The 13009-nt window shown below is 69.9% G+C and carries 13 protein-coding genes; 2 read left to right on the top strand and 11 right to left on the bottom strand.

The annotated features are described in order from the left end of the window. Position 1: 1 nt before the first annotated feature. Complete coding sequence (locus VF329_13905; protein HEX7082098.1) at positions 2-787, top strand: TIGR04283 family arsenosugar biosynthesis glycosyltransferase; 786 nt, start codon at positions 2-4, stop codon at positions 785-787. Positions 788-856: 69 nt separating this feature from the next. Beyond that, entirely contained in the window at positions 857-1771 is a 915-nt protein-coding gene (locus tag VF329_13900; protein HEX7082097.1) for a radical SAM protein, read from the top strand. Positions 1772-1854: 83 nt separating this feature from the next. Here the strand turns inward: VF329_13900 and hisN are convergent, their stop codons facing one another. The 11 genes from hisN to VF329_13845 all read right to left on the bottom strand — a co-directional run bounded on the left by hisN (position 1855) and on the right by VF329_13845 (position 12659). Beyond that, entirely contained in the window at positions 1855-2652 is a 798-nt protein-coding gene (gene hisN, locus VF329_13895) for a histidinol-phosphatase (protein ID HEX7082096.1), read from the bottom strand. Positions 2653-2764: 112 nt separating this feature from the next. After that, a complete protein-coding gene (locus tag VF329_13890) occupies positions 2765-3769 on the bottom strand; it encodes an AgmX/PglI C-terminal domain-containing protein (GenBank protein ID HEX7082095.1) in 1005 nt (334 codons plus the stop codon). Between the two features lie 10 nt (positions 3770-3779). Next, entirely contained in the window at positions 3780-4298 is a 519-nt protein-coding gene (locus VF329_13885; protein HEX7082094.1) for a biopolymer transporter ExbD, read from the bottom strand. A 21-nt stretch (positions 4299-4319) separates the two neighbouring features. Next, positions 4320-4832, bottom strand: a complete 513-nt coding sequence (locus VF329_13880) for a biopolymer transporter ExbD (GenBank protein HEX7082093.1) — start codon at positions 4830-4832, stop codon at positions 4320-4322. A gap of 3 nt (positions 4833-4835) precedes the next feature. After that, entirely contained in the window at positions 4836-5501 is a 666-nt protein-coding gene (locus VF329_13875; GenBank protein HEX7082092.1) for a MotA/TolQ/ExbB proton channel family protein, read from the bottom strand. A gap of 5 nt (positions 5502-5506) precedes the next feature. Continuing rightward, entirely contained in the window at positions 5507-6040 is a 534-nt protein-coding gene (locus tag VF329_13870) for a hypothetical protein (GenBank protein HEX7082091.1), read from the bottom strand. Beyond that, complete coding sequence (locus tag VF329_13865) at positions 6037-6717, bottom strand: tetratricopeptide repeat protein (GenBank protein ID HEX7082090.1); 681 nt, start codon at positions 6715-6717, stop codon at positions 6037-6039. Before VF329_13865 ends, VF329_13870 begins: the two co-directional genes overlap by 4 nt. Beyond that, positions 6698-9502 carry a tetratricopeptide repeat protein gene (locus tag VF329_13860; protein HEX7082089.1) on the bottom strand — a complete coding sequence of 935 codons (2805 nt, stop codon included), beginning with the start codon at positions 9500-9502 and terminating at the stop codon, positions 6698-6700. Before VF329_13860 ends, VF329_13865 begins: the two co-directional genes overlap by 20 nt. Further along, positions 9499-11412, bottom strand: coding sequence for a hypothetical protein (locus VF329_13855; protein HEX7082088.1), 1914 nt, complete (start codon positions 11410-11412; stop codon positions 9499-9501). Before VF329_13855 ends, VF329_13860 begins: the two co-directional genes overlap by 4 nt. Before the next feature lie 4 nt (positions 11413-11416). Beyond that, complete coding sequence (locus VF329_13850; GenBank protein ID HEX7082087.1) at positions 11417-12070, bottom strand: AraC family transcriptional regulator; 654 nt, start codon at positions 12068-12070, stop codon at positions 11417-11419. Positions 12071-12149: 79 nt separating this feature from the next. Further along, positions 12150-12659: a TlpA disulfide reductase family protein gene (locus VF329_13845; GenBank protein HEX7082086.1), complete on the bottom strand. Its 510-nt coding sequence runs from the start codon at positions 12657-12659 to the stop codon at positions 12150-12152. Between the last annotated feature and the right edge of the window lie 350 nt (positions 12660-13009).

Raw genomic sequence — 13009 nt, 5'->3', positions numbered from 1 at the left:
CATGGACGCGGTTCGCGCCGGCGAGGCGGCGGCGGGCAGCGGGCGCGCGGATTCGGCCGCGGTGCCGAAAGATCTCAGCGTCGCGGTCGTGATTCCGGTGCTCGGCGACGGCGACGCGGTCGAACGGCTGCTGAATGCGATGGCGGGATGGACCGTGCCCCCGGCCGAGATCGTCGTCGCGTCCGGCGCGCCGGACGCCGCGCTCGCCCGCCTTTGCCGCGAGCGCGGCTGCCGTTATGTCGAAGCGCCGGCGAATCGCGGCGCTCAGCTCGATCTCGGCGCCCGGGCGAGCACGGCACCCGTGCTGTGGTTCCTGCACGCGGACGCGGCGGTCCCGCCCGACGCGCTCGCGGTGCTCGCGCGCGCGATCGCCCGCGGTTTCGAGAGCGGGTGCTTCCGGTTCGCGTTCCAGGGCGAGCCGACGTGGTACAAGCGCCTGATCGCGTGGCTCGTCGGCGCCCGGGTCAAGGCCGGAGGAACGCCGTACGGCGATCAGGCACTTTTCGCGACGCGGGCGGCGTACGACGCGTGCGGCGGCTTCCCGCATCAGCCCCTGTTCGAGGAGGTGAGGCTCGTGAAGCGCCTGCGGCGGCGCGGAACGTTCCGCGTGCTGCCGGCGTCCGTCGGCGTGTCGACGCGCCGCTGGGAGCGCGATGGCTGGGCGCGCCGCACGCTCGAGAACCGCTGGCTCGCGCTGCGCTACGCGCTCGGGACGCCGCCGGAACGTTTGGCCGCCGCATACGGTCCACTGAACGAGACGCGGGAGCCGAAGCGGAGAGACGCGTAAGATGCCGGACATGCGAGAAGCCCTACCGACGCCCGGAGCCGACCGGACGCCTTCGTCGAGGGTCGGTCCGTGAACGCGCGCCTCGATCCGCTTCGCTTCACGCCGACCGGAGAGCCGCGGGGCTACATTCAGCCTCACGCGCTCCGAGAGCTGTGGTTCCACACCGGCACCGCGTGCAATCTGTCGTGCCCGTTCTGCCTGGAAGGATCGAAGCCCGGGGATCGAAGGCTCGATCGGATCCGTCTCGACGACGTCCGCCCGCTGATCGACGAGGCCGTCGCGCTCGGCGTCGAGCAGTTCTCGTTCACCGGAGGCGAGCCGTTCATCGTCAAGGATTTCGTGAACATCCTCGCCCACGCGGCTGCACGCCGGCCGTGCCTCGTCCTGACGAACGGCACCGATCCGCTGCTGAAGCGCCTGCACCAGATCGAGACGCTGCGCGCCCTGCCGCACCCGGTCGCGTTTCGGGTCAGCATCGACTATCCGGACCGCGAGCGGCACGACGCCGGTCGCGGGGCGGGCAGCTTCGACAAGTCGTGGAAGGCGCTCGTCGAGCTGCACCGCCGCGGCTTCAAGGTCTCGCTCGCCCGGCAGATCGACCGCGGCGAGGACGCGCCCCGCGTCGAGGCCGCGTTTCGAGCGCTGATTCGCGCGCACGGCCTGCCCGAGGACATGACGATCGTCGGCTTCCCCGATTTCCTGCCGCCGTGCTCCACGCCCGACGTCCCGTTCGTCACCGCGCATTGCATGACCACCTATCAGACCGAGGAAAGCCGCCGCGCCTTCATGTGCGCCTTCTCGAAGATGGTCGTGAAGAAGAACGGGCGGATGCGTGTCTACGCCTGCACGCTCGTCGACGACGACGAGTCGTACGATCTCGGCGGCACGCTGGCTGAGGCGATGGGGAAGCGCATCGTCATGCGCCACCACCGCTGCTATAGCTGCTTCGCGTACGGATCCTCGTGCAGCGAGCTCGGGCGCTGAGTCCTGCCGCCGACCGGAAAAGGTGTCTGACACCTTTTCGCGAGAAAAGGTGTCAGACACCTTTTTTCGTGCGACGAGGAGGCTCAGAACCGCCGCAGGATCTCGAGCGCGGCGCGGTGCAGCTGCGGCGTGGCGGCGGCAACGACCGAGCCGCCGTTCAATGGGCTCCTGCCTTGCCAGTCCGTGACCACGGCGCCGGCGCCCTCGAGGATCGGGATCAGCGGCACGATATCGAACGGCTTCAGCTGCGCCTCGACGACGAGATCGACGAACCCCGCGGCGAGCATCGCGTAGTTGTAGCAGTCCCCGCCGAAGCGAGTCATCAGGCATTCGCGCCCGAGCGCGGCGAACGCGTCCGCGGCCGCGCCTTCGAACAAGCCGGGATGCGTCGACGCGAGCACCGCGCTCGCAAGCTTCGTGCAGCGCCGCGAGCGCAGCCGATCGCGGCCCTCGGGCTTGATGAGCCAGCTGCCACTCGTCGAGCCGAAGAACACCTCCTCGAGCACGGGCTGGCAGAGCAGGCCGAACAACGGCACTTCGTTGTACGTGAGCCCGACGAGAGTCCCCCATAACGGCGAGCCGGTCATGAACGAGCGCGTGCCGTCTATCGGGTCGACGTACCAGCGATACGGAGCGCTGCCGCTTCGGTTGCCCTCCTCCTCGCCGATGATGCCGTGATCCGGGTAGCGCTCCGAGATCGTTGCGCGCAGCAGCTGCTCGATGGCCTTGTCCGCGTTCGTGACGGGATCGAAGCCGCCGCGTCCCTTGTTTTCGATCGTGAACGACTTGCGGAAATGCGCCTTCGCGATGCCGCCGGCGGTGTGTGCGAGCTCGATAGCGAAATCTTCCAGCTCGAGTATCGGGATCTCGCTGCGCGGCATTCGGCCATTATGGCGGAGGAACCGCCCGGCGGGTACCGACGGTGCCGGGGAACGACGGCGCCGCAGCCCGGCCGAGCGGGACGGCCGCGGCAACGCTCACCTCGATCGTCCGCTATGCCGGGAAGAAGTCGATCGGTTTCGTCGTCGTGACGGGTGCGACGTCCTTCGGCTCGAACTGAAAGAGCATGACGCGCTGCACGAGCCGCCGTTCGAGCTCGGGATCGTTGAGCTCGGAGGAGACGACCTCGCAGGACGTGACGCGCCCGTCGGGCGCGATCGTCAAGCGCAGCACGAGCTTGCCTTGCAGCGCGGGATTCTGCCGCAGCGCGCGATTGTACAAAGCGTAGATCGCGCCTTTGTTTTGATCGAAAACGCGCTCGATCTCCTCGCGGCTGCGCGACGGCCGATCGCTCGCATCGCCCCGCGCGACGGGCCCGCCGCCGGCCGGTGCGAGCCCCGCGACCGGGCTTTCGACCTCCGTGGTCGCCCGCCCGGCGAGACCGCCGCCGCCCGTATCGCGGCTGAGCGCGGCGGTGTCGATGCCGCCGCTGCCGCGCCCGGCGCGGGACGTGATCAGGGATCGCTCGGGAACGGCCGACCCGGCCCCGGCCGGTCCCGGCCGAACCGTTTCGGTCTCGGCCGCGCCGAGCGCGTCGAGGACCTCCTCGTCGCGGAGCGCGGCGAGCTGCGACGCGAACGGCAGAAGCCCGGCGCCGCGCGCGCGCTCGCGCGCCTGCACGGTGCGGTCGACCGGCGGCTCCGCGGGTGTCGGCTCGACGGCCTCGGGCGTAGGCTCCGCCGGCTCCGGCTCCGGCACCGGCTCCTCGGCCACGGGCTCGGGCTCAGGCGCCGGCTCCAACTGCTGGGGCGGTTCCTGCACGACCGGAGGCGGCGGTGGCGGCTCCGGCTCCTCGATGACGAGGCGCGCGAGGCGCGGCGGAATCTCCTCGATCGCGGCGGGGTCGGGTTCCGGAACCGGCAGCAACGAAAGCAGCAGCGCGAGCGCGACGACGATCCCGAGCGTGCGCCGGAGGATCTTGCGGAAGCGCTCCTCCTGCTCGTCCGAAGCCGCCCACGGCAGATCGTAGACGCGATAGAGCACCGCGGCCTGCGCCATCGGCTTCGCCTCAAGCGTCCCCGGCCGCCGCGACGCGCTCATCGGGCGCTTTCTGCAGCACCGCGAGCGACAGGCGGCCGTAGTCCGCTTCGGTGCACGTGGCCATGATCTTCTTCAGGAGCCGGTACGGCAGCTCCTTGTCGCCCATGATCGTGACCTCGCGCTCGGCCGGATCGTCGTTCGCGTCGCGGCGCAGCACGCGGGCCGTCTGGTTCTCGAGCGCGGCGCGGAGCGCCGGGATCACGAGCGCGTCGTCCGCCATCACCTCCGCGACGCGCGCCACCAGCTCCCCTTGCACGAGCACCGCCTCGTCGGTGACGAGCACGACGACCGTCTCTCGCGCAGGCGTTTCGGCGATCGACTCGGGCAGTTGCACGTCGCGCGAGCTCGGCAGCACCTCGACCTCTCCCGAATTCACGAGCAGGAAGAACACGAGGATCGTGAAAATGTCCATCATCGAGACGAGGTTCAGCGAGTAGCCTCGCTTGTGGCGCTTGTGATGGCGCCCCATCCGCGCCGCTCGGCCCATGAACCGCATCGCCCGCGCCCCTTATCGCGGCCTCGCGGCCGGTGCGTCGCCGATCGCAATCTCGGGGAAAAGCTCCGTCCCGGCCGGCAGGCCCGCGCCCGCGTCGCCCGGCCCGGCGACCCGCAGACGATCCATCACGTCGACGATCAGCTCGTACGGGATGTCCGGCTCGAGCAGCAGCGTGGCGTCGAGCTTGGCGGGGAATTGCCGCTTCACCTCCGCGAGATACCGGGACAGCCCGTCGAGGTCGTGACCGTCGGCGCCGCTCTCGAAGCGCCGCAGGAGCCCCGCGGTGCGGTCGCCGACCTCGATCGCCGACTCGCGCACGATCACCTCGAGCTGAAACTCGGGCGCCTGCTGCTCGCTCGCGTTCGCCTGCGACGTCGGCAGGTTGAGCTCGAGGATCGCGAGACGCGAGAACACCGCCGTGATCAGCAGGAACGGCACGAGAACGACCATCAGGTTCATGAACGCGGTGATGTTCATGTCCTCGGACGCCTCGTGGCGCTCCTTTCGCGAGCGGCGGCGGCGCATGGCTCAGCCCGCGTTCCCCGCAGTCCTCGGATCGGCGGTCGCGCGCTCCATCACCGAGTTCAGGAATTTCACCGACGCCATCTCTAGGCTGTCGATGATCTCCGTCGTCTTCGTCTGCAGGAGCGCATGGACGAGCAGGAGAGGGATCGCGACGATCAGGCCGAAGGCGGTGGTGTTCATCGCGACCGAGATGCTGGACGATAGAAGATCCGCCTTCTCGGCCGGATTTGCGTTGGACACGGCCGTGAACGCTTGGATCAAGCCGATGATCGTGCCGAGCAGACCGAGCAAGGTCGCGATGTTCGCGAACGTCGCGAGGTAGTGCGTGCGCTTCTCGAGCCGCGGCATGACCTCCATCAAGCTCTCCTCCATCGCCTGCTCGACGTCCTCGCGGCGGCGAGCCGAGCGCACGCGGTTCAGCCCGTAGGTCATGATCTGCGCGATCGCGGCCTTCGATTTGCTCGTGACCTGCATCGCGCCCGTGATGTTGCCCGCCTTCAGGTACGGCGCGACCTTGTTCCAGATCGCCTTGTTGCTGGCCGTGGCCATCGTGAGATAGACCCAGCGCTCGATCGCAATCGCGAGGCCGAGTGCGAACACGAGCACGATCGGATACATGAACACGCCGCCGTCCTGAAAGAACTCCACGATGGCGGAATAGCTATCCATTCGAATCACTCCTCCTCGGATTTCGCATCCCCGGTCGCAGCCCGGGCGCCTTGTCCGTAAAGCGCTTGGTAATAGTCGAGATGCCGCTCGAACACCTCGGGATCGACCGGCGCGAGCACCTCGTCGAGCAAGCTGTTCACGGGCCTGCCGACGAGATCGCCCAGATCGGACCGCTTCCAGGGCACGATGTAGAGCACCTTAGGCAATTCGCGATTACCCGTGATTGACGTGGTTCCCAGATCGAGGGTGTCGTACGCCGACGCGCGACCTGCGCCGGCGGCGGCCGCGGCGCGGGCCGATTCGGGCGCCGGCGGGGGCGGTTCGCCCACGTCGATCGCGGGCTCGAGGCCCACGCTCTCGCCCGCTGCCGCGGAAGCCGGCGCGGGCGCCGGCGGCGGCGATCCGCTCACGTCGACCGCGGGCTCGAGCTCGGCCACGGCGTCGCGCTCGGCGCGGCGCGCGTCGGCGTCCTGCGTGCGGGAAATTTCCGGCGCGGCGAGCAGCGCGGCAAGCAGCAGCAGAGCCGGCGTTCGCGTCATCCGCCCTCCTCCTTCGCGACGCGCGCCGCGGCATCCTCCGCCTCGACGCGTCGACGCAAATCGATGATCCAAAGCGCCACGGTCTCGTCCGGCTGCGGCCTGACCGCCTGGTATCGCTCGTAGAGCGCGAGCGCCTCGGCCGGGCGGCGCAGATAGAGATCGAGCAGCACGCCGAGGTTGTAGAGCGCGAGCGGATAGTCGGGCCGGGTCTCGAGCGCGCGGCGATAGGCCTGCTCGGCGCCCGCGAAATCGCCGCACTCGCGCAGCAGGATGCCGAGCTGATTGTTCGCCTCCGGGTGTCCCGGATCGATCTCGAGCGCGCGCTCGATCGCCGCGAGCGCATCCGCGTCGCGGCCGTCGCGCCGATAGACGATCGCGGCGTTCACGTACGGCCCCGGCAGCTGCGGATACGCGAGCATCAGCTGCTCGAGCTCGAGCTCGGCCTCCGTGAAGTCGCCTCGGCGCATCGCCGCGATCGCGAGCTCGTGCGACCGGACCGCCGCTTCCGGCACGTCTTCCGGTGCGGCGCCCGGTACGCTCTCGGCGGGCGCCGGAGCTCCGGCCTCGTCCGGGCGCGTCGGCGCGGACGCGCCGCAGCCTGCGAGGAGCAGCGCGGCCAGCACGCCGATCCAGGGCGCGCATCGATGCACGACGAGCTCAGCGCAGCGTGGCGACAATGGTCTCTCCGATCTCGTGCTTCGCGTACCGCACGGGCACGAGCGTTGCGAGAGCCTCGAAGCTCTTGCGCACCCATTCGTCGTATACGCCGTCCGCCGCGCGCGCCGTGTTGACCTCGTGCACCTCGATGGCCCGTTCTTCGAACGGGAACGCCTGCTCCTCGAGAAGAATCTCGTACTGCTCGAGCGCGAGCGCGTCGAGATCCGCGGGGCGCTCCGACTCGATCAGGTCACGGCCGAGCGTGTGGTAGAGCTCGGCGATCTCGTACGTCGCCGCGGTCGTCACGTCGGCAATGCCGTAGTCCACCGCCTTCGTGTATGCCGCGAGGGCCGCCTCCATGCGCTCGCGCTTCACGGCCAGGCTCTCCTCGAGCGGAGCGACCAGGCGCACGGCGCGGAACGCGTTGCGGAGCGGCGCCGCGAGCTCGAGCTGGGCGCGCGCGGCGAGGAGCCGCGTGCGGTCGGTCCGCTCGTCCCCCGCAGCGGCGTCGGCCTCGACGATCGCAGCGAGCCAGCGCATCTGCGCCGTGTAGTCGTCGTGCTCGATCGCGAGGTCGGCGAGGCGGCGGCGGGCCTCGATCGCGACCGGCGCCGGGCGAGGATACTGCTCGACGTAGCGCTCGAGCGCGGCCGCGGCCTGCGTGTCGAGATCGCTCTGCATGTAGAGATCGGCCGCGCGCCACAACGCTTCGCGCTTCACGGCCGTGTCGCCGTCCGCTTCCGCGACGCGCTCGAACTCGGCGGCCGCGCGCGCGAGGTCCCCCGTCTCGACATACGCGACCGCAAGCTTCGCGGTCACGTCCGCCGCGAGCTCGTGCTCGGGAAAGCGCTGCCTGAAACCTTCGAGCACGGCGGCGGCGCGCGGCCAGTCCTCGAGGCGGATCAGCGCCGCCGCGGCGTCGTACTCCGCCGTCGCGCGGATCGACGAGCCCGGCGCGGCCGTGCCGACGCGGAGAAAATGCTCGACGGCCGCGCGATCGTCGCCGCGCGCCTGCGCCTGCTCGCCCTGCTTGTAGATCGACGACGCGATCCGCTCGACGAGCGCGTCGTGCTCGGGATCGTCGGGCGGCACGAACGCCGCGAGCCGCAGGTAAGCGGCCTCGGCCGCGTCGTACGCGCCGAGATCGAATTCCGAGTGCGCGACCACGGTCCACGCGACGCGTTGGAGCCCGGGATCGGCGGCCGGCTCGCGGGCCAGCACGCGCTGCGCGACGTCGCGCGCGGCCGCGAGCTCGCCCAGCTCGAACAGCCGCTCGGCCGCATCCGTCTCGACGGCGGGCGCGCGTGCGTCCGCCGGATACGTCGACGCGAATCGAAGGGCGCTGTCGATGCCGCGCCGATGCCACTCGGCGCGCGCCGTCCCGTCGAGCGTCTCCTCGTGGCGGCCGTAGGCGAGCAGCGCCGCATAGCCCGCCTCGGCGCTTTGCTCGTGGTAGGGATAGGCATACGCCGTGCGCTCGTACTCGATGGCGGCGTCGCGATACGAGCCGCTCTCGAACAGGACCTCCGCGAGCAGGAAGTTCATCTCGGGCGCCTGCTCCGCGGACGGGAAGGACGCGAGGTAGGTCCGATACCAGCGGGCGGCCTCGGCATACTCCTCCGGCGCGCCCGTGCGTTGCGCCTCGGCATGATGGTACGCGGCGAGATCCGTCAGATCGCCCTCGAGCCGAGCGGCGACGTCCGGCTGCTCCTCGAGCGAGTAGCGCTGCCAGTACGGGCTCGCGGGACCGTAGCGCTCGACGAACGCCCGCTTCGCGTCCAGCACGAGATCGGGGAAGCCGCCGCGCTCGAACGCTTCCTCGACCTCCGCCTGGAGCAGCGGCGCCTTCTCGTGCCACGGATCCATGTCCGGGAACGCGCGGTAGGCCGCCGCCGCGTCCTGGAATCGCTCCTGCTCGAGATACAGGTCGCCGAGGCTCTTGTAGACGATGTAGGCGTAAGGCCGCGTGCCGTGTATGTCGAGGTAGCGCGCGATCGACGCGGGACCGTCGAGGTAGGAGAAGCTGATCGATACGACGCGCAAGCTGTCCGTGACGAGCTCCTGCTCCGCGCGCCCCATCCGCTGATACACGAGAGCGGGATCCCCGCCGTCGGTCACGGCGAGCTCGCGGTCGAGCAGCGCGAAGAACGAGTCGAGCGCTTCTTCGTAGCGCAGCTGCTTGAACAACGACCAGCCGTGCTTGTAGAGCGATTGCTCGTAGAACGCCGTGCCCGGACCGGCGTCGAGCACGCGGCGGTAGGCCTCCTCGGCCTCCGCGTAGCGCTCCGCGACGAACAGCGCCTCCCCGCGGCGGAAGTTCGCCTCGTGCAGGTGCGGCGTCCGCGGATACTCGGTGACGAGCCGATCGAGCGTTGCGAGGGAGCGCTCGATGTCTCCGCGCGCCTCGTATGCACGCGCGAGCTGATACAGCACGAGATCGTTCTTCGCATAGCTCGGGTAGCTCTCGAGCAGGCGGCGATAAAGCTCGATGCTGTCCGCGAGAGCGGCGCCGATCGCGTCGAGGTCGCGCCCCGCCTGCTCCGCTTCCGCCGTCTCGATCTCGAGATCCGCGAGCCGGCGCATGGCCTCGGCGCGGAGCAGCGGATCCTCGGAGGCGAGCTCGAGAAACGCGCGATAGCTTTCGATCGCCTTCCGCTCGCCGGCGTCGATCTCGGTCTCCGTATCGACCTCGACGACGCGCGACTCGAGATCCTTGATCGTGCCCGTCGCCTCGTCGCCGCGATCGCGATTGAACGGCCAGATGGCCGCGAGCGCCGCGAGCGCGAGAATCGGTCCCCCGCTCACGACCCCTCCCCGGCGGCCTCGGCCGTCGGCGGGGCCGCGCGCGCCGCTGCCCGGTCGTAGAGCGCCGCGAGCGAGAAGCGCGCCTGGAGTCGATAGGTCGAGAGTCGCTCGCGCCGCGCCTCGAGCTCCTCGATCGCCATCGACTCGAGAAGGCGGCGCTCGCGCTCGAGCGCGGCGCGTGCGGAGTCTTGCAGCCGGCTGAGCCGCGGCTCGAGCGCGGCCACGCGCTCGGTCAACGCCGTGAACCGTTCAGGCCACGCGTCGCGTGCGGTCGTCACGCGGTAGCGCCGCGCCTGCGCCTCCTTCAGCGCGAGGTCGAGCTTCTGGAGAGCGGCCTTCTCCTCCCACAGCCGCGCCTTGTAGTCCCGTTCGAGCTCCCATTGCAGCACGCCCTTCAGGAAGCGCTGCTTCACACGCAGCGCATCCGCCTCCGCGTCGCGGCCGAGAAGCGCAAGCCGGGGCTCGAGCGCGTTCAGCTCCCGCCACAGCCGCTGCTGATCGGGGGAGCCGAGCGCGACGGCGTCGTGCGTCCGCTCGATGATCGTGAGGCGCGACTCGAGCTGCACGCGGCGCGTCGTCATCCGCTCGAGGTCGATCTCCTCGAGGCTGCGATTGATGGCCGGCAGGCGCTGCTCGTACGCGCGCTGGCGCGTATCGAGAATGTCGTCGAACGCCGCAACGCTCGCCGACCACTCGTCGAGGTTGCGGACGAGCAGCTTCAAGTCGCGGTAGCTCTTCAGCGCCTCCTGAAAACGGTGCGTCGACAGAAGCTCGTAGAGATAGCGGCTCTCGACGGTGTCCGGCACGCGCTCGAGACGCCAGTACCAGCCGCTCGCCTCGTCTCCCGGCTGCGCGAGCAACGCGTCGATCGGGCCGCCGCCGCGCAGCGCCTCGATGGAGCGGTCGATGCGCCCGATTTCCTCGTCGAGGACCGCGACGGCGTCGAGATATTGATCCGCGGCCTGCGCATCGGCGCCGAGCTCGGCGAACGCATACGGCACGGCGAGCAGCGACTCCTGCACGGCGGCGTCGAGCACGTTGCGGTCCTTCAGCTCGAGCCACGGCACGAGCGCGCTCCGGTAATCCGCGAGCTCGGCGTCCGCCCACCCGACGCCGAGCAGCGCCTTGCTCGAGAACGGACCGTCGAGCCGCACACGCTGCAAAGTGGGTTTCGCGAACGCGGGCCTGCCGGCTTGCAGCCACGCATAGCCGAGCGCGACGTTCGCCTTGTCGCGCAAAGCTCGCCGTTCCTCGTTCGCCGTCTCGTCGAGCTCCGCCGCTCCGACGCGCTCGAGCATCACCGCGCCCTCGTCGATCCGGCCGAGCCGCACGAGCGCAACGCCGAGGTTGTAGCGCGCATAGCCGACCCACTCCTCGGTCGGCTCCTCCCAGGCCTCGAGCACGGCTTCCGCGTCATCGAACCGCCCTTGATCCATCAGCACCTGCGCTTCGAGCAGGCGCCGCGCGGGCTCGAGCTCGGGCGGCAGATTGCCGCCGATTCGCGCAAGCGCCGCTTCGGCCTCGGCGAGATAGCCGCGCTGGCGCCAGATCTTCGCGAGGAAGAACCACGCACGATCGTGAACGGCCGGGTCCTCGTGCGCCGCGAGCACGCGCTCGAAGATCTCGCCCGCGAGGCGGTGTTGCCCGTACGAGAGCCAGAGCCCGCCGAGCAAGAGCTCCGACTCGGCGTCGTTCGCAGGCAGCTCGCCGCGGGCGCGGGCGGCCAGCAGGCGCGTCAACGCGGCGAAATAGTCCTCGCGGTAAAAATGAAACAGCACCTCGCCGAACACGAGATCGCGCACTGCGTCGTCGGGCTCCTCGGCCGCCGCGGCCGTGCCGTGCACGGCGAACGCGACCCAAGCGGCCGCGACGGCCGCGGCGAAAGCGGAACGCGCGTCGGCGCGGCGCACGTTTCTACTCCCACTCCCTCACGACGAACTCCGGCTGCAGGCGGCTTTCGCTGTCGGAGATTTGCAGCTCGATGTACTTCGGACCGATGCCTTTCTCGAACGCGAGCGTGGCGCCGCGGCGATAGTCGCGCTCGTGAGGCCCGCGGCCGGTAAAGAAGGCGACCAGCTCGTGCTCGCCGGCGCGAAGGTTGCCGACGTAGAGCCGCTGCACGCCGCCGCGGAACAGCGCGTCGACCTCGCGGTCCGTGTAGAGGTAGTTCGTGACGTTCTTGCCGTCGATCTCGAGCTCGACGGAATCGAGCGTGAAGAACTCGCCGACGTCCATCGAGACGAATACCGCGACCTGCGTGCTCGACGGGAATAGCAGCTCCTCCTCGAGCAGGAAGAGATCGCGATTCAGCTCCACCGCGAGCTCCTTCAGGTCCTGCACCTCCTCGTCCAGCGTGCGGACCTCCGCGGCGCTCGCCGCCGCGGTCTCCTCCGGGCCCGCGCCGAAGTCGGGCGCGGGCGCGGCGGCAGCCGGCGAAGACGCGGCCGGCGCGGCAACGTCGTCCGCGGCGACGATGCCCGTCGCCGCCGTGGTCAGCAGCAGAGCCGCAACGGCCGCTCGCGCATGCGCGCGGCGCCCATACCTCGCCCTCGTCGAGATTCTTCTCATTGCTTCGCTCCGGCGGCCGTCGGCCGCTCCCGGTTCATCGCCTTCGCCGCGGTCCGTTGTCGAGCACCGATGACGGCGATCAAAGCTCGCGCAGCAGGTCGCGTACGCCGGCGCGGTAAGCCTGCTCGTCGCCGGTCTCGTAGCCGACGAAAACCCGGCGCACCACGCCGCGCCGATCGACCAGGATCAGCGTCGGCAGCGAATCCACGTCGTAAAGGCGCCCCACGAATCCGCCGGCATCGTGCAGGACCGGATACCCGGCGCCGAGAGATCGGGCTGCGGACGCGGCGTCGTCACGGTCCTCGTCGAGACTCACGGCGACGAGCGCGAGCCCCGCGTCGCGATAGACCGAGTGAAGCTCGGCGGCGTGCTCGAGCTGAGCGCGGCAATCGTCGCCGCACCACGCCGCCCAGAAGACGACCATCACGACCTCGCCGCGATATTCGGACAACCGAACGTTGTTGCCGGCGACGCTCTTCAAGACGAAGTCCGGGGCTTGCGCCCCGGGAGATGGCAGTGCCGCATGTCCCTCGCCGGCCGCGATCGCGGCGACGGCAACCGCAAACTTAATCGAACGGCTAACTATCATTGCTGCGGCTTCGACCATCGTTCCCGAGCTGCATCGCCGTCTGACGGCGCCGACGCAAGGCGGTGCCGGCGAACGTGGACCGCAGCAGCGCGGTGCGTCCCGATACCGTCGATACTCGATTCGCGCGGTTGGGTCGCGTCCCGGTTCGGCTCCCACACCTTATGTCGCGCGTACCGGCCGAATCTATGAGCCAGGTCTCACTCTTCCCGCGGCGCCGTTTCGCAGCGCTCTCCGCGCGCAGCCCGGCCGCCGCTTCTGCACCCTAGAGCTGCGATTTCGCCTCGGCAACGTGTCTCCGCTTGGAGACGTCGCGATCGTACGACGTTTGCCGACGCGGCTCGTGTATTACG

Source organism: Gammaproteobacteria bacterium, from assembly GCA_036381015.1.
Lineage (GTDB): Bacteria > Pseudomonadota > Gammaproteobacteria > Steroidobacterales > Rariloculaceae > ZC4RG20.
Note: the sequence above shows the minus strand (reverse complement) of the source record. Positions and strands in the feature narration are given on the sequence as shown.